Source organism: Streptomyces sp. CAU 1734, from assembly GCF_039888735.1.
In the GTDB taxonomy this organism is placed as follows: Bacteria; Actinomycetota; Actinomycetes; order Streptomycetales; family Streptomycetaceae; genus Streptomyces.
Genome location: NZ_JBDQQP010000011.1, coordinates 154,554 through 178,948, shown reverse-complemented (window position 1 = coordinate 178,948; position 24,395 = coordinate 154,554). Strand labels below are relative to the sequence as shown.

At 70.9% G+C, this 24,395-nt stretch carries 22 protein-coding genes; 8 read left to right on the top strand and 14 right to left on the bottom strand.

Translation table 11 applies throughout. The features are described from left to right. Position 1: 1 nt before the first annotated feature. From AAFN69_RS22195 to AAFN69_RS22170, 6 genes are all read right to left on the bottom strand, one after another. On the bottom strand, positions 2-784 hold the full coding sequence (locus AAFN69_RS22195) for a type 1 glutamine amidotransferase domain-containing protein (RefSeq protein WP_347730401.1): 783 nt from the start codon (positions 782-784) through the stop codon (positions 2-4). 69 nt (positions 785-853) lie between these two features. Next, on the bottom strand, positions 854-2,053 hold the full coding sequence (locus AAFN69_RS22190; RefSeq protein ID WP_347730400.1) for an MFS transporter: 1,200 nt from the start codon (positions 2,051-2,053) through the stop codon (positions 854-856). A gap of 501 nt (positions 2,054-2,554) precedes the next feature. Further along, on the bottom strand, positions 2,555-3,334 hold the full coding sequence (locus AAFN69_RS22185; protein WP_347730399.1) for an HAD family hydrolase: 780 nt from the start codon (positions 3,332-3,334) through the stop codon (positions 2,555-2,557). Beyond that, positions 3,331-3,885, bottom strand: coding sequence for a type 1 glutamine amidotransferase domain-containing protein (locus AAFN69_RS22180; protein WP_347730398.1), 555 nt, complete (start codon positions 3,883-3,885; stop codon positions 3,331-3,333). The genes AAFN69_RS22185 and AAFN69_RS22180 overlap by 4 nt, the downstream gene beginning before the upstream one ends. 71 nt (positions 3,886-3,956) lie before the next feature. Beyond that, entirely contained in the window at positions 3,957-4,679 is a 723-nt protein-coding gene (locus AAFN69_RS22175; protein ID WP_347730397.1) for a cupin domain-containing protein, read from the bottom strand. A gap of 517 nt (positions 4,680-5,196) precedes the next feature. Then, the gene (locus tag AAFN69_RS22170; RefSeq protein WP_347730396.1) at positions 5,197-6,222 is read right to left on the bottom strand and encodes an ATP-dependent 6-phosphofructokinase; all 1,026 of its coding nucleotides are present in this window, start codon (positions 6,220-6,222) and stop codon (positions 5,197-5,199) included. Positions 6,223-6,587: 365 nt separating this feature from the next. Between AAFN69_RS22170 and pta the strand changes: the two genes are divergently transcribed. From pta to AAFN69_RS22145, 5 genes are all read left to right on the top strand, one after another. Then, the gene (gene pta / locus AAFN69_RS22165) at positions 6,588-8,726 is read left to right on the top strand and encodes a phosphate acetyltransferase (protein ID WP_347730395.1); all 2,139 of its coding nucleotides are present in this window, start codon (positions 6,588-6,590) and stop codon (positions 8,724-8,726) included. A 168-nt stretch (positions 8,727-8,894) separates the two neighbouring features. Continuing rightward, complete coding sequence (locus tag AAFN69_RS22160) at positions 8,895-10,115, top strand: acetate kinase (RefSeq protein WP_347730394.1); 1,221 nt, start codon at positions 8,895-8,897, stop codon at positions 10,113-10,115. Between the two features lie 74 nt (positions 10,116-10,189). Further along, a complete protein-coding gene (gene pyk, locus AAFN69_RS22155) occupies positions 10,190-11,614 on the top strand; it encodes a pyruvate kinase (protein WP_347730393.1) in 1,425 nt (474 codons plus the stop codon). Between the two features lie 314 nt (positions 11,615-11,928). Next, on the top strand, positions 11,929-13,035 hold the full coding sequence (locus AAFN69_RS22150; protein WP_347730392.1) for a helix-turn-helix domain-containing protein: 1,107 nt from the start codon (positions 11,929-11,931) through the stop codon (positions 13,033-13,035). A 214-nt stretch (positions 13,036-13,249) separates the two neighbouring features. Further along, the gene (locus AAFN69_RS22145; RefSeq protein WP_347730390.1) at positions 13,250-13,837 is read left to right on the top strand and encodes a hypothetical protein; all 588 of its coding nucleotides are present in this window, start codon (positions 13,250-13,252) and stop codon (positions 13,835-13,837) included. A gap of 324 nt (positions 13,838-14,161) precedes the next feature. Here the strand turns inward: AAFN69_RS22145 and AAFN69_RS22140 are convergent, their stop codons facing one another. From AAFN69_RS22140 to AAFN69_RS22105, 8 genes are all read right to left on the bottom strand, one after another. Next, positions 14,162-15,448: a hypothetical protein gene (locus AAFN69_RS22140; RefSeq protein WP_347730389.1), complete on the bottom strand. Its 1,287-nt coding sequence runs from the start codon at positions 15,446-15,448 to the stop codon at positions 14,162-14,164. A 73-nt stretch (positions 15,449-15,521) separates the two neighbouring features. Then, positions 15,522-16,040: a DUF6114 domain-containing protein gene (locus tag AAFN69_RS22135; protein ID WP_347730388.1), complete on the bottom strand. Its 519-nt coding sequence runs from the start codon at positions 16,038-16,040 to the stop codon at positions 15,522-15,524. 97 nt (positions 16,041-16,137) lie between these two features. Continuing rightward, on the bottom strand, positions 16,138-16,791 hold the full coding sequence (locus AAFN69_RS22130; RefSeq protein WP_347730387.1) for a DUF6230 family protein: 654 nt from the start codon (positions 16,789-16,791) through the stop codon (positions 16,138-16,140). Between the two features lie 664 nt (positions 16,792-17,455). Then, positions 17,456-18,427, bottom strand: a complete 972-nt coding sequence (locus AAFN69_RS22125; protein ID WP_347730386.1) for a tetratricopeptide repeat protein — start codon at positions 18,425-18,427, stop codon at positions 17,456-17,458. 323 nt (positions 18,428-18,750) lie between these two features. Next, the gene (locus AAFN69_RS22120) at positions 18,751-20,451 is read right to left on the bottom strand and encodes a methylmalonyl-CoA mutase family protein (protein ID WP_347730385.1); all 1,701 of its coding nucleotides are present in this window, start codon (positions 20,449-20,451) and stop codon (positions 18,751-18,753) included. 171 nt (positions 20,452-20,622) lie between these two features. Next, positions 20,623-20,955, bottom strand: coding sequence for a DUF3817 domain-containing protein (locus AAFN69_RS22115; protein WP_347730384.1), 333 nt, complete (start codon positions 20,953-20,955; stop codon positions 20,623-20,625). A 76-nt stretch (positions 20,956-21,031) separates the two neighbouring features. Beyond that, a complete protein-coding gene (locus AAFN69_RS22110) occupies positions 21,032-21,541 on the bottom strand; it encodes a MarR family transcriptional regulator (RefSeq protein ID WP_347730383.1) in 510 nt (169 codons plus the stop codon). A 227-nt stretch (positions 21,542-21,768) separates the two neighbouring features. After that, the gene (locus AAFN69_RS22105; protein WP_347730382.1) at positions 21,769-22,113 is read right to left on the bottom strand and encodes a DUF3817 domain-containing protein; all 345 of its coding nucleotides are present in this window, start codon (positions 22,111-22,113) and stop codon (positions 21,769-21,771) included. A gap of 215 nt (positions 22,114-22,328) precedes the next feature. On the opposite strand from AAFN69_RS22105, the gene AAFN69_RS22100 reads away from it, so the two are divergent. The 3 genes from AAFN69_RS22100 to AAFN69_RS22090 are packed head-to-tail and all read left to right on the top strand — an operon-like array spanning position 22,329 to position 24,356. Then, entirely contained in the window at positions 22,329-22,922 is a 594-nt protein-coding gene (locus tag AAFN69_RS22100; RefSeq protein ID WP_347730516.1) for an AIM24 family protein, read from the top strand. A gap of 1 nt (position 22,923) precedes the next feature. Further along, positions 22,924-23,574, top strand: a complete 651-nt coding sequence (locus AAFN69_RS22095) for an AIM24 family protein (RefSeq protein ID WP_347730381.1) — start codon at positions 22,924-22,926, stop codon at positions 23,572-23,574. Next, positions 23,571-24,356: an AIM24 family protein gene (locus AAFN69_RS22090; RefSeq protein WP_347730380.1), complete on the top strand. Its 786-nt coding sequence runs from the start codon at positions 23,571-23,573 to the stop codon at positions 24,354-24,356. Before AAFN69_RS22095 ends, AAFN69_RS22090 begins: the two co-directional genes overlap by 4 nt. Positions 24,357-24,395: the final 39 nt, after the last annotated feature.

The window sequence follows — 24,395 nt, the reverse complement described above, 5'->3', positions numbered from 1 at the left end:
GTCACCGGCGGTTCGGCGGCCCGCCGGGGACGTACGCCCGCCGGCGCGCCGCGCGGGTCACCGGGGGGCGGTCGGCGGCGGCCGGGTCCCCGAGGCCGCCGGCCGCCCCCGCGGGGCCCAGCAGGCGGACCAGGGACCTGCCCAGCCCGGCGGCCGACTGCGGATTCTGGCCGGTGACGAGCCGTTCGCTCACCACCACACACGGCTGCCTGTCCGGAGCCCGGCGGAACAGCGCGCCCCGCTCCTCCAGCGCGCTCTGGAGGGAGAACGGCACCACCGTGTCCAGACCGCGGGCCGCCTCGGCGTCGTCGGGAAAGGCGGTCAGCTCCTTCCCCGCCACCAGCGGGGTGCCGCCGGCGAGCCGCAGATCCACCAGGGCGGCGGGGCCGTGGCAGATGGCGGAGACCACACCGCCGTTCTCGTACACGGCCGCGCCGATGGCCCGGAGGCCCCGGTGGCCGCGGAAGTCCCACATGGTGCCGTGGCCGCCGACGTAGTACACGGCACCGTACCGCTGCGGATCGACCTCCTCGGGGCGCGGGCAGACCGCGAGCGCGCCGCCGCCGTCGGGGCGGCCTAGGAAGGCGCGCTGCGCGGGATCCGCCGGGTCGTGGCCGATCATGGGCGGCATGCCCCCGCCCACCGAGACGAACTCCACCCGGTGACCCGCGGCCCGCAGCAGGCGCCAGGGTGTCACCGTCTCACCGAGGTGGAAGCCGGTCGGCTCGCCGGTGCGGCCGAGATCCGCGTGGCTGGTGAGGGCGAAGAGAACAGTCGTGCTCATGGTCATGCGAACTCCCTCGTGCGGCATCGGGACGGTACGGCGCCCCGGGTCCGCCCCGGGGCGCGGCGCTCACGGGCGGGTGCGCGCGGCGCGGGTGTCTCTCGCGGTGCGGGTGTTCTCCGCGGGTGGGGTGTTCTCCGCGAGCGGGATGTTCTCCGTCTCGCGGCCGGCGGATCGCACGGCGAGCGCCGCGAGCGCGGTCGCGAGCGCGAGTCCGGCCAGCAGGGGCCGGTGGCCGGTGTGCGCGGCCAGGAGCTGGCCGAGCGAGGCGCCGAGGAAGAGCGCGAAGGTGTTGACGGCCACGGCCGCGCCGCCCGCCCCGGGCGCGAGCCGGTGCAGCAGACCCACCAGGGCGGGTACGACGAGACCGATACCGGCCATGTGGACGACGCCGGCGAGGACGAGCGGCGGCGGTACGGCGGTGAGCTGCGCGAGCAGCAGCCCCGCGAGGGCGGTGAGAAAGCCGGAGACGGCCAGGGCCCGGGGTCCGCGCCCGCCGGCGAACCGGCCGGCGACGGGTGCGGCGATCAGCCCGGCGGCGGCGAGGGCCTGGACGCCGAGGAGTTCCCCGGTACCGAATCCGGCGCTCTCCCGCAGATGCCGGTTGAGCACGGCGTGGAGGGCGACGAAGCCGCTGAGGACGGTGAGCGCGGCGGCGAACACCGCGAGGGTCTCCCGCCGCCGGAACAGCCGGCCGAAGGTGGTGAGCACTCCTCGTACGGAGGCGCCCGGATCGCGTCGCGGGGCGGGGAGCAGCCGGTGGAGTGCCGCCGCCGCGAGGGCGTAGCCGATCGCGGCGGGCCAGAAGGCGGCCCGCCAGGAGCCGTGTTCACCGGCGAGTTGGCCGAGCAGTTGTCCGGCCACGCCCGCGCCGAGCAGCCCGGTGGTCAGAAGGGAGAGCAGAAGGGGCCGGCGGGCGGCGGGCGCCCGCTCGGCGACATGGGCGAGTGCCACCGGTGCGAAGGTCGCGGCGGCGAACCCCTGGAGGGCGCGGAAGGCCAGGAACCAGCCGAAATCGGTGCTGAGCGCCGTGGCCGCGGTGGTGGCGGCGGTCGCGAGGGTGCCGAGGACGAGAACCGGTCTGCGTCCGGCGCGGTCCGAGAGGGGCCCGAAGACCAGGAAGCCGAGCGCGTAGGCGAAGGAGAAGGCACTGCCGGTCCAGGCGGCGGCCCCGGCGTCGACGCCGAAGCCGCGCTGGACGGCCGGTGCGACCGGGATGGCGAGATAGAGCTGAGCGGGAATGGCGACGGCGAGTACGGCCAGCACCACGAGCTGCGCACCGAGCGCCCCGCTCCCCGCGGGGCTCCCGTCCGCGGCCTCCGCGCCCGGGACGCGGCCTGTGCTCTGTGCTGTCCGTCGTTTGGGCGCGGGGCGCGGGGGTGCGGGATGCCGGGGTGCGGGGCGCGGGGGTGCCGCAGGGCCCGGCGGGGTGTGGCCGGGTGACGGGCGGCCGGGTGACAGGTGGCCGGGTAATAGGTGGCCGGGTGCCCCATCGCCCGGTGCGGTACGCCCTGCCGTACGGTCCGGCGCCGCACGGCCCGGCGCGATGTCCCCGGCTGAGGCGCACCCCGGTACCGCGAGGCCCGGTGCGATGCCCCCGGCAGGCGTACGCCCGGGGGCCCCGTCACCCGGCCCCTCGCCCGTGCCCGGTCGCGGTGTTTCGGTCATCGGTCTCTCGTCTCGTGGCCGGCGGGTCGAAGCGGTCGGGCGGGGCCGGCGGCCGGGCCGGAGGCATCCCCGGGCCCGGCCGCGGCCCCGCTCAGGAGAGGTTCAGCCCGCCCGCGCGGGCCGCCGCACCGGCGGAACGCGTGGGGCGAGCGAGGCGAGTTCGTCCAGCCGGAGCGGGGCCGGCGAACGGCGCGCCGCCTCCGCCCGGTGCTCCGGTGTCTGATAGCCCCACTGCGCCCAGCGGGAATCCGCGCCCGTCTCGGCGACCCGCAGCGCGTTGGTGAGGTTGTCGTCGATGAAGACGATGTCCCGCGGGAGGATCTCCCACCGCCCGGCCACCTCCCGTACCGCCTCCGCCTTGTGTCCGCACTCCCCGATGATCTCCGCGACGGTCCCGTCGAGCCCGTGCCGCGCCAGAATGGCCCGTACCGACTCGGCGTCCTTCGCGGTGACCACCACGGCGGCCCCGTCGAAGCGGCGCAGGAGTTCGCCGATTCCCGGATGGAGGGTGTGGAGATCCAGCCAGAAGTCGGGCTCCCGGGTGCGCAGCCACTCCCGGGTCGCCGTGGCCTTCTCGGTGAAGGCGCGGACGAATTCCGATGAGAGCTCCGCGAAGAGCCGGTCGAAATCGCGCTGCGAGGAGACGGCGCCGGCGGACGGCAGATGCGCGACGACGAAGTGGTCGAGCAGCCGCGAGTAGTCGCGAACCCCGGCGAACCGCTCGATGAACTCCTGCGGAACGCCCCGGAGTTGTCGCGCTCCGCCGAGAGTCCGGTCGAAGTCGCGCACACCGAACCAGGTGACCAGGGCGCACTCCTCCAGGGCGTCGGCGATCACCCCGTCGAAGTCGAGCGCGATCAGGGCGGGCCCGGTCGCCGTCACCGGGCCTGCCCAGCGGCGGCGATCTTCTCCGCGGTCTCGAGGACGGAGCGCATGAACGCCCCCATGTAGCCGTAGTAGGAGCAGGTGATGATGTTGCCGTCCACGATCACATCGCTGTCCACGACCTCGGCACCGGCATTGATCACATCGTCGCGGAGCCCGATGTAGGCGCATGCCCGGCGGCCCCGGAGCACCCCGGCGCTGACCATGATCCACGGACCGTGGCAGAGCCCCGCCACGACCTTGCCCGCCCGGTCCATCCCGGCGACGAAATCGAGGACATGGCGGTCCTGGCGCACTCGGTCCGGGGCCTCGTGGCCGCCGGTGAGAATGACCGCGTCGTACTCGCCGACATCGAGATCCTCGAATGCGATGAGCGGGCGCGCGGTTTTGTCCATGGGCAGCGGAATACCGTACTTCCCGGACACCGCGTCCGCGTTCTTTGTGGCGACGTCCACGTGCCAGCCCTCCTCCAGAAGGCGGTAATACGTGAAGACGACGTCATGGTCCTGGAAGCCGGGCCCCGTGATGATGACAGCACTGCCTGACATTTTTCTCCCTTTCCCTTTCACTGGCCGGTTCGCTTCCACCGCACCGCGGAAGCACTGAGCGAACGCATCCTTCAGCGGGTCCGGCTGATGGAGAGATACTGCTGATCGGTCTGCGGCCGGCGGTCGTCCTCGGCATGGCCGGTCAGGATCTCGATGTCCCGGTTCACGGCACCGGCGATATGCAGCGGGATGTGGAAGATATCCTTCGGATCCGGCCGGTAGAAGATGTCCATTCCGGTGCGCAGGGTGAACCGGAAGCGATGGTCGGGCGTCCGGGCGCGCATCCGGGTGTTGGGGTGGGAGGGAATCGCCCGCATCGGATGGCTGGGCTCCTCCAGCGAGAAGGTCTCATAGGCGGTCCCGGCCCGGTCGTAGTCGTCCTGGAGGCGGATGAGGTCGAATTTGTTGCGCGGCACCTCGACCTCGATCAGCTCCAGCGGCTCGTCCCCGGTGTTCCGGGTGCCGTGGAAGGCGCCCGCGGCGATGCGGAGCACGGTGCCCTCGCGCAGCGGAATCTCGTCCCGGTCCAGCCCGGTGGTCATGCCGGTGCCGCCGAGGCAGAGCAGATAGGTCAGCTTCCGCGGGTGCACATGGACGGACGTGCCGTGTCCGCTCTCGATGTGGAGCGACCAGAGATCGAAAAAGTCGTCGACGAAGGCGCGGTACTCGTATCCCCACGGCTTGGGAATGATTTCGTCGAGATGTGCATCCTGGTCGAACATTTCGTTCAGCGCACGCGCGCCTCCGCGCAGCAGCTTTCCGAGTTTCCTCATGTCGGCCCGGCTCGCGTCCATCCGGATCGGATGGTATCCGGGATCTGTTTTCGGAAGCAGAACTTCCGACTCCTGAAAGACGGTCATCTCTTTCCCCCTGATGAGCGACGTTCTCCCCCACGCCCTGCGGCGTGCACCCATACTTAACCAGCCATCCGGATCGGCGCCCAAATAAACAAATCTTGGATGGGCATAAGAAGACTTCGCGCCGCGACGGAGGAAGCTGCTCCATTTCTCCGGCGCCGAGTGCGATCCAGGAGCTCGGGCGCACTGTCCGGAGAATCCGGGGCATCGATTCCGTACGTGAAATCCGCGCGGCTCCGTCCCCGCGCCGCGGCCGATATCACTTCACACGCCGGAGTGATCGCCGGATATCACGCCGGGGGAATTATCTCCGCGACCGGGCGGGGCGAAACAGCCGGGGAATACGAGTGCCCCCGGACATGGATCCGCCCCGGCCGCGTACCGAAACGCGACCGGGGCGATGGGAGCCGCGGGGAAGAGGAAGGGGACCTCGGCCGGAGGCTCCCCAGGGTCGTCAGAAGACCGATTCCGCCTCGTACATGCGGTTCTCCGGGACGGTCTTGAGCCGGGTCACGGCGTCCGCCAGCGGAGCCATCACCACATCCGTGCCCCTCAGCGAGGTCATCCGGCCGAAGTCGCCGCGGTGGGCGGCCTCCACCGCATGCCAGCCGAAGCGGGTCGCGAGAACCCGGTCGTACGCGGTCGGCACACCGCCGCGCTGGACATGGCCGAGGATGACCGGCTTGGCCTCCTTGCCCAGCCGGTGCTCCAGCTCCGCGGCGAGACGGTTGCCGATGCCCTGGAAACGCTCGTGGCCGAACTGGTCGATCTCGCCCTTGCGGTACTCCATCGAGCCCTCGGCCGGGTGCGCGCCCTCGGCGACACAGATCACCGCGAACTTCTTGCCCCGGGAGAACCGCTCCTCGACCATCTTGACCAGGTCGTCGACCTGGAAGGGCCGCTCGGGCAGGCAGATGCCGTGCGCGCCGCCGGCCATGCCGGACTCCAGGGCGATCCAGCCGGCGTGCCGGCCCATGACCTCGACCACCATCACCCGCTGATGCGACTCGGCGGTGGTCTTCAGCCGGTCTATCGCCTCGGTGGCGACCGTGACCGCGGTGTCGAAACCGAAGGTGCGGTCGGTCGCGGAGATGTCGTTGTCGATCGTCTTGGGCACGCCGACGACCGGCATCCCGGCCTCGGAGAGCATCCGGGAGGCGGTCAGGGTGCCCTCGCCGCCGATGGGGATCAGGACGTCGATGCCGTACCGGCGCTGGATCTCGCCACAGTTCTCGGCGGCCTCGCGGAGGCGGTTGCGCTCCAGCCGGGCGGAGCCGAGAATCGTGCCGCCGCGGGCGAGGATGCCGCTGACGGCATTGAGGTCGAGCGGCCGGTAATGACCGTCGAGAAGGCCCTTGAAGCCGTCCTCGAAGCCGATCACCTCGTCGCCGTGCCCGGTCAGGGCCCGGTGCACGACCGACCGGATCACTGCGTTCAGTCCGGGGCAGTCGCCCCCTGCGGTGAGTACTCCGATACGCATCGTGCTGTGTCTCCTGCTCGTCAGTGGTGCACGTGAGCCCGGCCTCGATTGTTTCACGGTCAATGTGCGCCTGCCCTCCCGGTGCGGGTGGATGCCCGGAGTACCGCTGAAAGACCCGGTCCGGGCACTGTGCCGGAACCGGCACCCGCCCGCGAAGCGCTGTAGCCATAGCCAGAGGTATTGTCAAGAGATAAAGGCCGCCACGCTGCGGTTTTTTTGTACGGTCTGCTGTACGAATGGTCACCGGCGCACCGGACAGGTGCGGACCGGCGGCGGCGGACAGCGGCACCGGGCCGGGGCCGCGGACGAGCGGCCCGTCGCGGAAGAGCCATGAGAGTCATGAGAGTACGGACGGGAGAACACGCGTGACGCGCAGCGTGTACGTGACCGGGATCGAGCGGGGCGACGGCCGCCAGGTCGTGGAGCTGGGAGTGATGGAGCTCCTCACCCGCCAGGTGGACCGGGTGGGCGTGTTCCGCCCGCTGGTGCACGACGGCCCGGACCGGCTCTTCGAGCTGCTGCGCGCCCGGTACCGGCTCACCCAGGACCCGGCGTCGGTGTACGGCCTGGACTACCACGAGGCCGCCGCGCTCCAGGCCGAGAAGGGCACGGACGAGCTGGTCTCCCGGCTGGTCGACCGCTTCCACCGGGTCGCCCGGGAGTACGAGGTCGTCCTCGTCCTCGGCACCGACTTCGCCGCCACCCAGCTCCCCGACGAGCTGGCGCTCAACGCCCGGCTGGCGAACGAGTTCGGCGCCTCGCTGATCCCGGTGGTCGGCGGCCGGGGCCAGACCGCCGAGTCCGTACGGGCCGAGACCCGCAACGCCTACCGGGCGTACGCGGCGCTCGGCGCCGAGGTGCTGGCCATGGTGGTGAACCGGGTCGCCGCCGAGGAGCGCCAGGTGATCGCCGAGCGGCTGGCGGCCCGGCTCCCGGTGCCCTGCTACGTACTCCCCGACGAGCCCGCGCTCGCCGCGCCGACGGTCGCCCAGATCACCCACGCACTGGGCGGCACGGTGCTGCTGGGCGACGATTCGGGGCTCGCGCGCGACGCGCTGAACTTCGTCTTCGGCGGCGCGATGCTGCCGAACTTCCTCAAGGCCCTGACCCCGGGCTGCATGGTGGTGACCCCCGGCGACCGGGCCGACCTGGTGGTGGGCGCGCTCGCCGCGCACTCCGCGGGGACGCCGCCGATCGCCGGTCTGCTGCTCACCCTGAACGAGCGGCCGGGTGACGAGATCCTGACCCTGGCGTCACGGCTCGCCCCCGGCACCCCGGTGATCTCGGTGCCCACCAACAGCTGGCCCACGGCGGCCGAGCTCTTCGGCCTGGAGGGGAAGCTGAACGCCACCACCCCGCGCAAGGCGGAGACGGCGCTCGGGCTCTTCGAACGGCATGTCGACACCGGCGAGCTGACGGCGAGGCTGGCGGTGGCCCGCAGCGGCCATGTCACCCCGATGATGTTCGAGCACGAGCTGCTGGAGCAGGCCCGCGCGGACCGCCGCCGGGTGGTGCTGCCGGAGGGCGCCGAGGAGCGGGTGCTCTGGGCGGCGGATGTGCTGATCAGGCGTGATGTCTGTGATCTGACCCTGTTGGGCGACACCGAGCTGATCCGCAGGAAGGCGGCCGATCTGGGCATCGACCTCTCCGCCGCGCAGCTGATCGACCCGAACACCTCGGAGCTGCGGCAGCCGTTCGCCGAGCGATACGCCCAGCTGCGCGCCCACAAGGGCGTGTCGGTGGAGCTGGCGTACGACGTGGTGGCGGATGTGAACTACTTCGGCACGCTGATGGTGCAGGAGGGGTTCGCGGACGGCATGGTCTCGGGCTCCGTGCACTCCACGGCGGCGACGATCCGGCCCGCCTTCGAGATCATCAAGACCAAGCCGGACGCCTCGATCGTCTCCTCGGTCTTCTTCATGTGCCTGGCGGACAAGGTGCTGGTGTACGGGGACTGCGCGGTCAACCCGGACCCGAACGCGGAGCAGCTCGCGGACATCGCGGTGCAGAGCGCGGCGACGGCGGCGCGTTTCGGGGTGGACCCGAGGATCGCGATGCTCTCGTACTCCACCGGAACCTCCGGTTCGGGCGCCGATGTCGACAAGGTGCGGGAGGCGACGGAGCTGGTCCGCGCCCAGCGGCCGGAGCTGCGGATCGAGGGCCCGATCCAGTACGACGCGGCGGTGGAGCCGTCGGTGGCGGCGACCAAACTGCCGGATTCGGAGGTGGCGGGCCGGGCGACGGTGCTGATCTTCCCGGACCTGAACACGGGCAACAACACCTACAAGGCGGTCCAGCGCTCGGCGGGCGCGGTGGCCGTGGGGCCGGTGCTCCAGGGGCTGCGCAAGCCGGTGAACGATCTGTCGCGCGGGGCACTGGTCTCGGACATCGTGAACACGGTCGCGATCACCGCGATCCAGGCTCAGCCGGAGCAGGCCGCACCCGGCGCTCAGGCACAGGCACAGGCACAGGCCGGCGTATCGGGCGCAGCGGAGCCGGTATGACTGCATCCGGATGACCGCCGACTCCGTACGGACGACACCGTCCCGGGCACGGCCGCACCGTACCGGCGCGTCGGGCGGCCGAACCCGTACAACCGAACACGTGACACCGGCCCCGGCCGGACCGTGAGCACCATCCCGTCCCGTTTCCGCACGATCACAGAAGGTCCCATGACCGCCACTCGCGTCCTCGTCCTCAACTCCGGCTCCTCGTCGGTGAAGTACCAGCTGCTCGACATGCGCGACGGCGCGCGACTGGCGGTGGGGCTGGTCGAGCGGATCGGTGAGGAAACGTCACGCCTGGTGCACACCCCGCTGGCCGCCGCCGACCCCGCCAAGCGGGAGCGGACGGGTCCGATCGCCGATCACGGCGCGGCGCTGACGGCGGTGGCCGAGGAGCTGTCCCTGGACGGTCTGGGCCTGGACTCCCCCGAACTGGCCGCGATCGGTCACCGGGTGGTCCACGGCGGGCTGCGGTTCAGCGTGCCGACGGTGATCGACGACGAGGTGCTGGCCGAGATCGAGCGGCTGGTTCCGGTGGCGCCGCTGCACAATCCGGCGAACATCACCGGCATCCGCACGGCACGGGCGCTGCGGCCGGATCTGCCGCAGGTGGCGGTCTTCGACACGGCGTTCCACACCACGATGCCGGAGTACGCGGCGCGGTACGCCATCGACGTGGAGACGGCGGACGCGCACCGGATCCGGCGGTACGGCTTCCACGGGACCTCGCACGCCTATGTCTCCAGGGAGACGGCCCGGCTGCTGGGGAAGGCGCCGGAGGACGTCAATGTCATCGTGCTGCACCTGGGCAACGGCGCGTCGGCCTCGGCGGTCGCGGGCGGCCGGTGCGTGGACACCTCCATGGGTCTCACCCCGCTGGAGGGGCTGGTCATGGGGACGCGCTCCGGTGACATCGACCCGGCGGTGACCTTCCATCTGATGCGGGTCGCCGGGATGTCGGCGGACGATGTGGATGTGCTGCTCAACAAGCGGAGCGGGCTGGTCGGGCTCTGCGGCGACAACGACATGCGGGAGATCCGCCGGCGGATCGACGCGGGCGACGAGCGGGCCCGGCTCGCCTTCGACATCTACATTCACCGGCTGAAGAAGTACATCGGCGCCTACTGCGCGGTACTGGGACGGGTGGACGCCGTGGTGTTCACGGCCGGGGTCGGCGAGAACGCGGCGCCGGTGCGGGAGGCCGCGGTGGCGGGCCTGGAGGAGCTGGGCCTGGCCCTGGACTCCGGGCTGAACGCGGAGCGCTCGGACGAGGCCCGGATCGTGTCGCCTCCGTACGCCCGGGTCGCGGTGGCCGTGGTGCCGACCGACGAGGAGCTGGAAATCGCCCGCCAGACATTCGCACTGGTGGCCGGTGAATCACTCGAATGAGCTAACCCCTGCCCATTTGTACATTCCACCAGCCCGAAAATTCCGAGTCGAAACAAACCGATAGGATCCGCCTTATGCGCCGTTCCAAAATCGTCTGCACACTGGGCCCCGCCGTCGACTCGTACGAGCAGTTGAAAACGCTCATCGAGGCCGGCATGAATGTGGCCCGTTTCAATATGAGCCACGGCTCGCACGCCGAGCACGAGGGCCGGTACGACCGGCTCCGCAAGGCGTCGGCCGACACCGGCCGGGCGGTGGGCGTCCTCGCCGACCTCCAGGGTCCGAAGATCCGCCTGGAGACCTTCGCCGAGGGACCGGTCGAGCTGATCCGCGGCGACGAGTTCACCATCACCACCGAGGATGTCGCGGGCGACAAGTCGATCTGCGGCACCACCTACAAGGGTCTGCCCGGCGATGTGTCCAAGGGCGACCAGATCCTGATCAACGACGGCAATGTCGAGCTGCGCGTGGTCGAGATCGAGGGCCCGCGGGTGAAGACGATCGTCGTCGAGGGCGGTGTGATCTCCGACCACAAGGGCATCAACCTGCCCGGCGCGGCGGTCAACGTCCCGGCCCTCTCCGAGAAGGACATCGAGGACCTCAAGTTCTCCCTGCGGATGGGCTGCGACCTGGTGGCCCTCTCCTTCGTCCGGGACGCCAACGACGTCAAGGACGTCCACAAGGTGATGGACGAGGTCGGCATCCGTGTCCCCGTCATCGCCAAGGTGGAGAAGCCGCAGGCGGTCGCGAACATGCAGGACGTCGTGATGGCGTTCGACGGTGTGATGGTGGCCCGCGGCGACCTGGCGGTGGAGTACCCGCTGGAGAAGGTCCCCATGGTGCAGAAGCGGCTGATCGAGCTCTGCCGCCGCAATGCCAAGCCGGTCATCGTGGCGACCCAGATGATGGAGTCGATGATCACCAACTCCCGGCCGACCCGCGCCGAGGCGTCCGATGTCGCCAACGCGATCCTGGACGGCGCGGACGCGGTGATGCTGTCGGCGGAGTCCTCCGTCGGCGCGTACCCGATCGAGACCGTCAAGACGATGTCGAAGATCGTGGTCGCCGCGGAGCAGGAGCTGATGGCCAAGGGCCTCCAGCCCCTGGTCCCCGGCAAGAAGCCGCGCACCCAGGGCGGTGCGGTCGCCCGCGCGGCCTGCGAGATCGCCGACTTCCTGGACGGCAAGGCGCTGCTGGCCTTCACCAAGTCCGGTGACACGGCCCGCCGGCTCTCCCGCTACCGCGCGTGTCAGCCGATCATCGCCTTCACCACGGAGGAGTCGACCCGCAACCAGCTCACGCTGAGCTGGGGCGTGGAGTCCTATGTGGTCCCGCACGTGAACAACACGGACGCGATGGTGGACCTGGTCGACGCGGAGCTGCTGAAGCTCCAGCGCTACAACGAGGGCGACACCATGATCATCACGGCCGGTTCGCCCCCCGGTGTGCCGGGCACCACCAACATGGTCCGGGTGCACCACCTGGGCAAGCAGGCGTAGTTCGCGCGACGCGCGGCGGCGCCCGGGGACGGGTGACGCGGCGCCCCGCCGGGTGACACACGGCCCGGCCGGCGGATTGTGGGCCGTATCCCGGAGACCGGGGTGCGGCCCACCAGCGCGTCCGGGGCGGCGGCGGCCGGGACCGGGTCCGCCCTCCCGCTGCGCCCGGGTTCTTCCCGGACGGGCTTTCCTCTCCCGCGCCGCCCGGGACCGGCTTCGCCCTTCCGCGCCGCCCGGGTTCACCAACCGGCTTTCCTCCCCCGCGCCCGTCCGGTTGACTCGGCTCCACTCCACCCAGTCGAAAGGGAGTCGGCATGGCAGGGAACGTTCCGGCACGGCGGCCGGGGGCGGCGGAGGCGGACGGTGCCGGGGGTCCGGTCTGGCCGCCGCCGGCCGGCGCGGATCCGGGCGGGCTGCCGGAGGTGGTGTTCAGCACGGCGGAGCTGCCGCCGGAGGACCGGTTCGACCACTGGTGCGAGCTGATGAGCGCCACCCACGCGCCCATGCGGCTGAGCACCGCCCACCCGGCCGGATTCCAGGCGCGGCAGCGGGTCATCGACCTCGGCGGCGCGCTGATCTGGCCCGCGTTCTTCCAGCCGGTCACCTTTCACCGCACGGCGAGGCTGATCCGGCAGTCCGACCCCGAGAACTACCATCTCTCCCTTGTCCTGCGGGGCAGCGGCGGGGTCAGCCGGGACCGGCAGGAGGTCGATGTGGGGGCCCGGGAGTACCACACCAACGACACCTCCCGTCCGTGTGTGATCTGGAGCCGCCGGGAGACCCTGCACACCGTGGGCGTCGAGGTGCCGAAGGCCCTGCTGCCGCTGCCGCGGGCCCGTGCCGAGCGGGCGATCGGCATCCCGATGTCGTCGCGGTCGGGCGTCGGGGCGCTGCTGGCGCAGTTCCTCCGCCAACTGGCCGACGACACCGCGTCCTTCCGGGCCCGGGAAGCGCCCCGGCTGGGCCTGGTCCTGGTGGATCTGGTGGCGGCGATGTTCGCCCACGCCCTGGAGGCCGACCGGGAACTCCAGCCCCATACGCACCGGCGGGCGCTGACGCTGCGGATCAAGTCGTTCATCCAGCAGCAGCTGCCGGACCCGGAGCTGAGCCCGGGGACCATCGCCGCCGCGCACAACATCTCCACCGGCTATCTGCACCGGCTCTTCCGGGCCGAGGGGGTCACCGTCTCGGCCCTCGTGCGGCGGAGCCGGCTGGAACGGGCGCGCGCCGATCTGGCCGACCCGGGCCTGACGGCCGTGCCCATCCACGCGATCGCCGCCCGCTGGGGCTTCTCCCAGGCCGCCGAGTTCAGCCGGGCCTTCCGCGCGGCGTACGGGATGCCGCCGAGGGAGTACCGCCACACGGCGCTCGCCGGGCGGGCACCGGTGGTGCCGGTCCTTCCGGGGCAGCGGGTCCGGTAGGCGGTTCACCCGGGCACAAGTTTCCGGGCACGGACCGCCAACGACAGCGGGCGGCCGGTGTCGCCATGCTGTCCACGGGAGACCGCCGGCCCCGGGACATCCCCCGGAGCGGCCGGCGGTGCGGTCCCGTCCGTTTCCGCGGCGGGACCGGAGCACGCCGGGTGGACCCGGCCCGCGGTGTCCACCGATATTCGCCGGAACGGGGAAACACACCATGAACAGAAGAATTCTCGCCGCTCTGCTGGCCTCCGGCCTCGCGGCCTCGACCCTGGCCGTGGCCGGCCCGGTGAGCGGCGCCGCGGCGGCGCCGGTCGTCTGCGAGCCGGGGTACAAGCACGCCAAGTGGACCAGCCGCAAGCACAGTTGGGTGATCACCCACGCCCGCCAGATCAACATCCCGCAGCACGGTACGGGCACCTTCACCAAGTCGGCGACGTACCAGACCTCGGTCTCCTCCAGCCGGGAGATCACCGCGGGCGCCTCGTACTCCGCGAGCTGGGTCATCTCCAGTCTCGACGCCCATGTCTCCGGCACGCTCGCCAAGGCGGGCGAGAAGACGAAGGCGCGGAGCGAGTCGGTCACCGTCAACTTCAACAAGCCGGGCACCTATGTGGTCTTCAGCGGGGTGAAGCGGGCGTCGGGGTACTACGCGGCGAAGACCTGCAATGCGCGCGGCACCGGCTGGGGGAAGACCGGCCACGGCAAGGCCCGGAGCTGGAACGTGAACGCCGAGGGCGGGGTGAAGTGCACCGAGAAGCCGGCCAAGGGCACGGCCAAGCGGGCGGCGAAGGCGTACTGCTGAGCCGGTGACCCGGTCCGGGGCCACGGGGGTACCCCGGACCGGGACCGGCTCGGCGCCGCCGTTGTCAGTGGCGGGTGGCAGTATCACGACTCCGGCCGTCATCCGCCGCCGCACCGTTCGGCGGCGGCGGGCGGCGGCCGGGGCGACCACCGCAGGGCGCGCGTGATTCACCGCGCCCACGGGGGCGGGCGGCCGCACGGCCGGAGTTCCGGTTCCCTCGTCGAACCGGGGCTTCCGGCCTTTTTCGCACGACCCGGGCGGAGCCGCCCCCGTACGGACGGATACGGACGGATACGGACGGATACGGACGGCCGTCGGGGCCCGTCAGCCGCCGGCGCCGGCACCGGTGACGTAGTTCCGCATCCGCGGAATGGCGAGTGTGCCGCCGAACTGCCCCGCCTGGACCACCCGCACATCGGTGAAGACGGCCACGGGGATGTCGAGCGGCGGCGGGGTCCTCGGGCTGAAGGTGACCGGGAAGACACCGAAGAGATTGCCCTTCAGCTCCTCGGTGTACATCGTCACCGTGCCGTCGCTGATGGTGGAATTCGAGCCCCTGGCCGCCTCCACATGGAGTGTGGTGCCCAGCGGGCCCTTCGCGAGCTGGTGCAGATCCCCGATGTCGACCTTCGACGCCGTGAACTTCAGCACCGGTTTGACCGTGCCGCTCCCCGTCCGCACCTCGACGATGCCGTGGTACGAGAGGCCGCGGAGGGTCAGCACGGAGCTCTCCAGGATCCACGGGTCGTCCGCGAGAAGCGGGATGCCGGACTCCTCCTCGGCCGCGGCGAGCGCCTCGGGGTCCGGGACCGGGCAGGGGAAGCGGGGCTTCGCGCCGTCGGGGATGTCGCGGTCCTTCCTCGGGTCGAGCCCCTTGGCCTCCTCGGGGAGCTCGGCCACCTCGGCGCCCGCCTTCCCGGCCGCCTCCCGGATCTCCTTCTCGGCCCGCTCGGCCTTCTCCGCCTGCTCGGTCCGCCCGGATTCCGGTTCCGGTTCGGCGTCCGGCCTCCCGGGCTCTCCGGTCTTTCCGGGCTTTCCCGGAGGCTTCGGGGACGGTGTGCCGGACGGTTTCGCGGACGGCTTCCCGGACGCGGCCCCGGGGCCGGCGTCCTGCCCGGCCGGGGATGGTACGGCCGGGGACGGTGCGGCCGGGGAGCCGGCGGATCCGCCGGTGCCGGTGACCAGATCCTTGATCACCGCACCGAGGCCGAGAGGATCCAGCGGGTTCCCGCTCTTCGACGGGGACGGCTCCGGCTTCCCGCCCGTCGGGTCCCCCGAGGGCGAACCGGAGGGACCGGCGGAAGGATCCCCGGAGGGAGCCGCCGGGGTGCGTCCCGGCGGATCGGCCGACGGACCGCCCGGGACACCGGCGGACGGGGACGGCGACGGCGACGCGGACGGGTCGGAAGAGGGATCGGGCGAGGGATCGGGGGACGGGGACGGATCGGCGGGTTCCTCGGAGCGGGTGACACAGGGCCCGGGGGCGAACGGAATGTCCTTCTCCTCCGCCAGCGCCGGCCGGGGCGCCAGCCCCATGCCCACGAAGACGGCGGTCGGCATCGCCGCCAGGGCCAGCGCCTTGCTCGCGGGTATCTGAAGCCTGGTCAGCAAAGACCTGCGCGGAGCGGCGTGGCGTCCCCTCCCGGACCGCCCCCTCCCCCGGTCCGGGTCCGGCGGTGTGACATCACCCGGCACTGGTCCTCCCGCCGTCGGCTCCGGTGCCGGCCTCCGGGTGCCCGGTGCCGGTCGCGTCCCACGGCTGCGCACCGGCGGGCGGGGGGAAGCCGTCGTCCGCGGCCGGCTTCCCCGGGACCCAGGAGACCGAGAGGGCGCCGCCGATCAGCGCGAAGAGAAAGCCGACGATGAAGCCGCCGAGATTGGCGATCGGAATCGACACCAGCGCCAGCAGAATGGAGGCGACCCCCGCGAAGACTCTGACGATGGCGTGGAACCACATCGTCAGCCCCAGGGTGACCAGCAGTACGCCGATGATGAGGGCGCCCGCGCCGGCGGTGGTGGACATGGCGAGCGTCAGATTCCCGACCTGGAGAATCGCATAGGGGAAATAGGCGATCGGAATACCGCCGAGAATGGTGAACAGCCCCGCCCAGAAAGGTCGTTGCCCACGCCAGGTGCGGAAACGACGCCGGATGACGCGGAGGTAGTGCTCGTTCTGCCCCGTGGCGAAGGATTCGGCGCTCATGGAAAACAGCTCCCTGGAACTGATCGTGCTGGGTGGAGAATTGGGCGGGCGGGCAGGGAGTCGGGGGGACTTCCCGCCCGCCCGGACGGCGGCACCGTCAGAAGCACTCGATCCCGTCACCGCTGCCGCGAAGCAGCCGCATGCTGAGACCGTTCAGGGTGAAGCTGCCGGCGGTGGTCGCCCATGCCTTCTGCTCCACGTCCCACAACTTGGCCACCTCGGCCTGCTGTGCGAACCCGTTGGCGATGCCCTTGTCCTTGACGACCGGCCCCTTGCCCTTGCGGCTCGGGTCCGTCTCCTTGGCCGCGACACCGATGTCGATGTTGGTGAACTCGGCCTTGGCGTCGAGCTGGCTGATGTCCAGGTAGAGGTTGTCCGCCTTGACGCGTTCACTACCCCCGCCCGCCTTCAGCCGGAGCGTGATCTCACCGACGAACGGGACCTGGCTGACCACCGACTGGCACATGTCCTCGATCTCCGCGTAGCGGAAGGACGAGATCGCGACCGCGCGGTGGACCTTCTCGTCCCCCGTTGTGTCCACATAGCCGAGGTCCACCCCGCCGTACTGGGCGAAGCCCTCGCCGTACAGATATCCGGCCTTGACCTTGAACTCCTGGCCGGACACGGCGAACGACGCCGCCAGCGCCCCTTGGGCCAGACCGACGCCTATCGCGGCGGTGGCCGCCACGCTCGGCACCATGACCAGGGCGAACCGCTTCCATCTGGTTCCGCCACGAGTCTCGGACTCCATGACTTTCCTCCTTCTCGGACGTACATCTCCCGTCCGGACCTCCTGGATCCGTCCGGGGATGGGAGAAGCGCGACGTCCTCGGGAAGGGGAGCGCCCGCGGATCCGGCGCACACCGCGGCCGAAACACCGGCGATCACCCCCGAGCGACAACCACTGGCCGCGCCTGACATGTCGCACGAGTCACGCACGGCCGGAATCGGACAGGCCCCGCCGTCCGGCAGGAACCCCCCTGTCCGCGACCGGAGTTGCTGCCACCGGCCGGCCCGGTGGGGACCCATGTCGGCGGCACGGCCGGAGGCCGGGCTGGTGCGTCAGTGGACCGAGCGTGGCCGATCGTGGTGCATTCCGGGCCCTGGCACAAGAGGGTTCATTACTGGCCAGTAATGGGCCGATAACCGCGCCTCGTCCGGGCGGCGCCGGGCAGGCACGCAGGGTGCAGTGAAACACACCGACACGGACGGGCAATGCGGGCCATAGTCGGATAGAAGAAATCAGTTGATTTACTGCGAGTAACAGTACCCGCGATTGCCAAGTTTCAGCAAAAAACGATCATGCACGATCGACAAATGGCCAGAACGGCGGTGGCGCACCCTTCGCGCCACCGCCGCCCATCACCACATTCCCGGTCAAATCCATACGTCTGACGGGCACTTCGGAAGTTGGCCTAGAACAGTACCCTCGCCAGCGCGGAACGAGCCGCACCGACCCGGGGGTCGTCCGGACCGATGACCTCGAAGAGGTTCAGCAGCCGTACGCGTGCCGCGTCCCGCTCCTCGCCCGCGGTGCGGCGGACCGCCTCCACAAGACGGCCGAAAGCGTCCTCCACATGGCCGCCGACCAGATCCAAATCGGCCGCGGCGATCTGTGCCTCGACGTCATCGGGCTTCTCCGCCGCCTCACGGCGGACCTGGGCCGGATCCATGTCCTTGACCCGGCGGAGCAGTTCGGCCTGGGCCAGTCCCAGCTTGGCCTCCGTGTTGCCGGGATCGTCCGTGAGGACATTGCGGTACGCCTGTACGGCGCCGGCGAAGTCACCCGCGTCCAGCGCCTGCACGGCCGCCTCCAGCAGGGCGTCGTACGGCCCCGCCGGGACCTCGGCCGGGGCGTCCTCGGGGCCGCCCTCCGCCGCGTCGACCGGGATCCCGGTCAGGCCGAAGCGCTCCTCGGCGATCTGCACCAGCTGGTCCAGCGTCTGCCGGATCTGCTGCTCGGGGGCGGCGCCCTGGAAGAGCGGCAGCGCCTGGCCGGCGACCACCGCGAACACGGCCGGAATCCCCTGGATCCCGAACTGCTGCATCAGCATCTGGTTGGCGTCGACATCGATCTTGGCCAGCAGGAAGCGGCCGTTGTACTCCACCGCCAGCCGCTCCAGCAGCGGACCGAGCTGCTTGCAGGGCTGGCACCACTCGGCCCAGAAGTCGAGGACGACCGGCACTTCGGCCGAACGCTGGAGCACATCGCGCTCGAAGCCCGCTTCATCGACATCGATCACCAGATCGGCGGGGGGCACGGCGCCGGGCCCCCCCGTGCGCGCGGACTCGGCGCGGGCCTGCTCGGCCTTCGCCCTGGCCTCTCCGGCCGCCTTCACCGCGGCGAGGTCGACGACGCCGCTCATGGACATATTCCTAGGCTGCATGAGTACATCCTCCCCGTTCCGCGGGCGCAGGGAAAACCGCGGCCCGCGAAGGCGCCGGAATCGGGTCGGCGCGGGGCCCCGCCCAGCACCCGGCGGCGGGCGCCGGAGGCCGTACGGACCGGTGCCCGCACGGGGTTTCACCCGGCGGCCGGGCGCCGGGCGCGAGGCGGGATCCATCCGGTGAGCCGGGTCACAGCACGGGCCGTACCGGCCGGATCCCGGCCGCTTCCGGGACCCGCCCACCGCCCGCACCGCCCCGCTCGCACTCCCGCCGGCTCCCGGGCCCCGGAAGGCCCCGGCCCCGGCCCCGGAAGCGCCCCGGCTCAGAAGCCCGGCGGTTCCGTGTACGTACCCCACTCCTCCCGCAGCACCCCGCAGATCTCCCCGAGCGTGGCCTCCGCCCGCACCGCGTCCAGCATGGGCCCGATCATGTTCGAGCCGTCGCGCGCGGAGCCGAGCATCGCCTCCAGCGCGGCCCGCACCCGGGCGTCGTCCCGGTGCGCCCTGCGCTCCGCCAGCGCCCGGACCTGCTCGCGCTCGACCTCGTGGCTGACCCGCAGGATCTCCAGGTCCCCGGTGACCGAGCCGTGGTGCACATTGACCCCGACGACCCGCTTCTCGCCCTTCTCCAGCGACCGCTGGTAGCGGAAGGCCGACTCGGCGATCTCCCCCGTGAACCAGCCGTCCTCGATCCCGCGCAGGATCCCGGAGGTGATCGGGCCGATGGGGTGTTCGCCGTCCGGGTGCGCCCGGAGGCCGCGCTCCCTGATCCGCTCGAAGATCCGCTCCGCCTCGGCCTCGATCCGGTCGGTCAGCTGCTCCACGTACCAGGAGCCGCCGAGCGGGTCGGCGACATTGGCGACCCCGGTCTCCTCCATGAGCACCTGCTGGGTGCGGAGCGCGATCTCGGCGGCCTGTTCGCTCGGGAGGGCGAGGGTCTCGTCGAGGGCGTTGGTGTGGAGGGAGTTGGTGCCGCCGAGGATCGCGGAGAGCGCCTCGACCGCCGTGCGGACGACATTGTTGTACGGCTGCTGCGCGGTCAGCGAGACCCCCGCCGTCTGGGTGTGGAAGCGGAGCCACTGCGCCTTGTCCGTCCCGGCTCCGTACACATCCCGCATCCAGCGGGCCCAGATCCGCCGGGCCGCCCGGAATTTCGCGATCTCCTCGAAGAAGTCGAGATGCGCGTCGAAGAAGAAGGAGAGGCCGGGGGCGAAGGTGTCCACCTCCAGACCCCGGCTGAGGCCGAGCTCCACATAGCCGAAGCCGTCGGCGAGGGTGTACGCGAGCTCCTGCGCGGCCGTCGACCCGGCCTCGCGGATGTGGTAGCCGGAGACCGAGAGCGGCTTGTACGCGGGGATGTCGCGGGCGCAGTGCTCCATCAGATCGCCGATCAGGCGCAGATGGGGCTCGGGCTGGAAGAGCCACTCCTTCTGGGCGATGTACTCCTTGAAGATGTCCGTCTGGAGGGTGCCGTTGAGCACGGCCGGGTCGACGCCCTGGCGCTCGGCGGCGACCAGATACATGCAGAAGACCGGTACGGCGGGGCCGCTGATCGTCATCGAGGTGGTGACATCGCCGAGCGGAATGCCCTGGAAGAGGACTTCCATGTCGGCGGCGGAGTCGATGGCGACCCCGCAGTGGCCGACCTCGCCCAGGGCGCGGGGGTCGTCGGAGTCCCGGCCCATGAGGGTGGGCATGTCGAAGGCGACGGAGAGCCCGCCGCCGCCGGCGGCCAGGATCATCTTGTACCGCTCATTGGTCTGCTCGGCGTTCCCGAAGCCGGCGAACTGGCGGATGGTCCAGGTGCGGCCCCGGTAGCCGGTCGGGTGGAGACCGCGGGTGAAGGGGTACTCCCCGGGCCAGCCGATGCGCTCGAAGCCTTCATAGGTGTCGCCGGGGCGGGGTCCGTAGACCGGTTCGACCTGATCCCCGGAGAGCGTGGAGAAATCGGCGTCCCGCTTGCGGGCCCCGTCGTAACGGGCCTGCCAGCGTCGGCGGCCCTCTTCGATCGCGTCAGCGTCCATACCGTCGAATTTACTAGGACGTCCTACTATCCGTCCATGATGATCGCTCGAACGGGGATCGCGCCGGTGGAAATCGGGGCCGCGGTGCGCCCGCGCGGCGGTGTACGGCCCCGGCCCCCGCGGGGCCGGGTCACCGGAGCCGGCGGGTCCGGCCGGCTCCGGGGCGGGAGCTCACGCCTTGGCGGCGGTGGGCCGGCTGTCGCCGTCCGTGATCAGGGCGCGGGCCTCACGGGAGATCCTCGGCTCCACGAAGAAGGAGGCGACCGGGATGCAGCCGGCGGCCAGCACCCAGAGCAGCTTGCCGAAGGACCACTTCGCCTTGGAGCCCAGGTCGAAGGCGAAGACGACATAGACGATGAAGAGGACACCGTGGATCTGCGAGATCATCATGGTGTCGCCGGTTTCGAAGCCGTACTTCATGACGATGGCGGCGGTGAAGACGAGCAGCCAGACGGCGGTGATGTACGCCATCACCCGGTAGCGGGTGAGCACGTTCTGTTTCATGGCTACGAGCGTAACGGGGCGTACGGGACGCTCCCCGGCCGGGTCGGCCCCGCCCGCCGCCCCGCGCGCCCGGGGCTCAGCTCTCCTCGAAGTCGCGGGCCGCGACCCGCAGGGGGCGGAGCATGGCGAAGATCTCCGCGCACTCCTCGGCGTCGTACACCCCGAGGCCGAACTCCATCTCCATCAGCTCGCGGGTGGCCGCCTCCACCACGTCGCGCCCCTTCGCGGTGATGGAGGCGAGGGTGCCGCGCCCGTCGTTGGGGTTGGGGCGCTTGTCGACCAGACCGGACCTGACCAGCCGGTCGACGGTGTTGGTGACCGAGGTCGGGTGCACCATCAGCCGTTCGCCGATCTTGGACATGGGCAGCTCGCCGGCCTTGGAGAAGGTGAGCAGCACCAGCGCCTCGTACCGGGCGAAGGTCAGCCCGTACGGCTTGACGACGGCGTCGACCTCGGCGAGCAGGATCTGGTGCGCGCGCATGATGGAGGTGATCGCGGTCATGGAGGGAACGGGCCCCCAGCGCTGCTGCCAGAGCTCGTCGGCGCGGGCGATGGGGTCGAAAGGAAGGCTGAGCGGCTTCGGCACGGCACGACCCTACCCAGTGGTCACTTGGCGGTCAGCACTGTCTCACCCATCGGCCCTCCCACCCCGGCCACCCCATCCCCGTCCGTCACATCCGCCCCATTGATGTCATCCGCACCACCGGCATCACGGCATGCCGGGCCGGACGGCCGCGGCCCGTCCACCGTCCCGGCGGACGGGCCGGGGGCTGGACGGGCTGCGGACGGGAGGTACGGGGAAGGCGGTGCGGGCTACGCCTTGACGACACCCTCGGCGCGGGCGCGGGAGGCGATCACCGCGTCGTCGGCCGCGCGCTTGAGCTTGCGCTCGGCGACGAAGCCGCCGAAGGGCAGCACGGAGAGGATGAAGTAGAGCGCGGCGGTTCCGAAGGACCACTTGGTGCGGTTCCAGGCGTCGAGCCAGAAGAGCACATAGATCACGAAGAGGATGCCGTGGATCATGCCGAGGGCGGGGACCGCGTTGAACTCCGTGGTGCGCTTCAGCACCGAGGCGATCATCAGCAGGATGAAGGAGACGGCCTCCGGCGCGGAGACCAGGCGGAGGCGGTGGAGGGACGAGGCGGTCTTGATGTCCACGGAGGCACCTTCAATGCGGTGAGGTTCGTGCAGTGCGGGGGCGATCTTGTGAATGCGCTCACAAGGGCGGCATCATTCTGCCAGTTCTCTTTGCCAACCCTTTGTCCGGGGTGCGCATCCGGTCCCGGTGAGCCTGTCCTCCTGTCGGTGGCGCCGGTTAACGTCGTGGAGTGGCAACGTTCCGGCTCCAGGGGAGCAAGGTGCTCGCGGTCGACATGACCGGTGACACCGTCAAGGCGAAGAACGGGTCGATGGTCGCCTATGACGGCCAGATGGCCTTCAAGAAGCTGTCCGGCGGCGGTGAGGGCATCCGCGGGATGGTCACCCGCCGGCTGACCGGCGAGCAGATGACCATGATGGAGGTGACGGGCCGGGGCACCTGCTGGTTCGCCGACCGGGCGTCCGAGATCAGTCTCATCAGCCTCTTCGGCGACAAGCTCCATGTGGAGGCCAGCAATATGCTCTGCGCCGCCGGCGGGCTGCGCACCGGGACCAGCTTCACCGGGGCGCGCGGCGGTGCCACCGGCCACGGCCTCTTCACCACCACGGTCGAGGGCAGCGGCCAGGTCGCGATCATGTCGGACGGCCCGGCCGTGGCGCTGCGGGTGACCCCGCAGTATCCGCTCTCGGTGGACCCCGGCGCCTATGTCGCCCATCAGGGCGGTCTTCAGCAGCACTTCCAGTCGGGGGTGACCTTCCGCTCCTTCCTGGGCGAGGGCGGCGGCGAGGCGTTCCAGATCCGCTTCGAGGGCGACGGGCTGGTCTATGTGCAGCCCAGCGAGCGCAACACGATCGGCGGGGAGCTCTGAGATGCCGTTCCGTGAGATCAATTCCCGGATGGTCGAGGCCGCGATCCTCCCCGGGCAGCGGATGTTCAGCCAGCGCGGCGCCATGCTCGCGTACCAGGGCGAGGTGTCCTTCACCCCGAATCTCCAGGGCGGCCAGGGCGGGCTCGCGTCGATGATCGGGCGCCGGGTGGCCGGTGAGGCGACCCCGCTGATGACGGTGGAGGGCCATGGCACCGTGCTGTTCGGCCACGGCGGGCATCACATCCAGGTGATCGCCCTGACCGGCGACACCCTCCATGTGGAGGCGGACCGGCTGCTGGCCTTCGACGGAAGCCTGGAGCAGGGCACGGTGTTCCTCGGCTCGCAGGGCGGGGTCATGGGCATGGTGCGCGGCCAGGTGACGGGACAGGGGCTCTTCACGACCACCCTGCGCGGCCACGGCTCGGCCGCGGTGATGGCGCACGGCGGGGTGATCGAACTGCCGATCACCCCCGGCCGCCCGGTCCATGTGGACCCGCAGGCGTATGTGGCCCACCACGGCGAGGTGCGGAACAAGCTCTCCACCGCGCTGGGCTGGCGCGACATGGTGGGGCGCGGTTCCGGTGAGGCGTTCCAGCTGGAGCTCAGCGGCAGCGGTGCGGTGTATGTCCAGGCTTCGGAGGAAAAGCTGTGAGTTCTCCTGTTGTTTTCGATCCGATGACCCTGCCGAGTGATGACAATGTCAACCCGTACACCTTCTGTGTGGAATTGAAGGGCGGCCAGTGGTTCCTCCAGAAGGGGAAGATGATCGCCTATTACGGGCGCATCGACTTCAACGGCATCGGGCACGGACGGCTCGACCGGCTGCTCCGAACCTCGTTCCACTCACCGCTGCATGCCAGTGACTGGGTGGTGGCCGAGGGCAGCGGGAAGATGCTCCTCGCGGACCGCGCGTTCGATGTGAACTCCTTCGACCTGGACGACGGGAATCTGACGATCCGGTCCGGCAATCTGCTGGCCTACCAGCCGTCACTGGCGCTGAAGCAGTCGATCGTGCCGGGGTTTCTGACCCTGCTCGGCACCGGCAGGTTCGTCGCCGCGTCGAACGGCCCGGTGGTCTTCATGGAGCCGCCGATCAGGGTGGATCCGCAGGCGCTGGTGGGCTGGGCGGACTGCCCCTCCCCCTGTCACCACTACGACCACGGGTACATGTCGGGGGTGATGGGCGGGGTGCGGGCGCTGACCGGGATCGGCGGGGCCTCCGGCGAGGAGCACCAGTTCGAGTTCGCGGGCGCCGGGACCGTACTGCTCCAGTCGACCGAGGCGGTACTGGCCGAGACGGCGACCGGGGCGCCGCCGCCGCAGGCCGGGGTGCCCGGCGGTCATGGCGCGCCGGGCGGTCCGGCGGGTCAACACGGCTCCGGTCCGCGTCTGCCCGGCCAGTTGGGAGACCTCCAACGCCGCTTCGGCCTGTGAGCGGTAGTCTGCGGAGTGTGACGTCGAACGTCTGCACCC

What these genes read in the sequence shown, in the direction of transcription:
- AAFN69_RS22170 (WP_347730396.1), bottom strand. Translation starts at nt 6,222, where the DNA reads ATGCGTATCGGAGTACTCACCGCAGGGGGCGACTGCCCCGGACTGAAC.
- AAFN69_RS22175 (WP_347730397.1), bottom strand. Translation starts at nt 4,679, where the DNA reads ATGGACGCGAGCCGGGCCGACATGAGGAAACTCGGAAAGCTGCTGCGC.
- AAFN69_RS22135 (WP_347730388.1), bottom strand. Translation starts at nt 16,040, where the DNA reads ATGAGCGCCGAATCCTTCGCCACGGGGCAGAACGAGCACTACCTCCGC.
- AAFN69_RS22160 (WP_347730394.1), top strand. Translation starts at nt 8,895, where the DNA reads ATGACCGCCACTCGCGTCCTCGTCCTCAACTCCGGCTCCTCGTCGGTG.
- AAFN69_RS22115 (WP_347730384.1), bottom strand. Translation starts at nt 20,955, where the DNA reads ATGAAACAGAACGTGCTCACCCGCTACCGGGTGATGGCGTACATCACC.
- AAFN69_RS22150 (WP_347730392.1), top strand. Translation starts at nt 11,929, where the DNA reads ATGGCAGGGAACGTTCCGGCACGGCGGCCGGGGGCGGCGGAGGCGGAC.
- AAFN69_RS22100 (WP_347730516.1), top strand. Translation starts at nt 22,329, where the DNA reads ATGACCGGTGACACCGTCAAGGCGAAGAACGGGTCGATGGTCGCCTAT.
- AAFN69_RS22180 (WP_347730398.1), bottom strand. Translation starts at nt 3,885, where the DNA reads ATGTCAGGCAGTGCTGTCATCATCACGGGGCCCGGCTTCCAGGACCAT.
- AAFN69_RS22095 (WP_347730381.1), top strand. Translation starts at nt 22,924, where the DNA reads ATGCCGTTCCGTGAGATCAATTCCCGGATGGTCGAGGCCGCGATCCTC.
- AAFN69_RS22125 (WP_347730386.1), bottom strand. Translation starts at nt 18,427, where the DNA reads ATGCAGCCTAGGAATATGTCCATGAGCGGCGTCGTCGACCTCGCCGCG.
- AAFN69_RS22130 (WP_347730387.1), bottom strand. Translation starts at nt 16,791, where the DNA reads ATGGAGTCCGAGACTCGTGGCGGAACCAGATGGAAGCGGTTCGCCCTG.
- AAFN69_RS22145 (WP_347730390.1), top strand. Translation starts at nt 13,250, where the DNA reads ATGAACAGAAGAATTCTCGCCGCTCTGCTGGCCTCCGGCCTCGCGGCC.
- pyk (WP_347730393.1), top strand. Translation starts at nt 10,190, where the DNA reads ATGCGCCGTTCCAAAATCGTCTGCACACTGGGCCCCGCCGTCGACTCG.
- AAFN69_RS22195 (WP_347730401.1), bottom strand. Translation starts at nt 784, where the DNA reads ATGAGCACGACTGTTCTCTTCGCCCTCACCAGCCACGCGGATCTCGGC.
- AAFN69_RS22120 (WP_347730385.1), bottom strand. Translation starts at nt 20,451, where the DNA reads ATGGACGCTGACGCGATCGAAGAGGGCCGCCGACGCTGGCAGGCCCGT.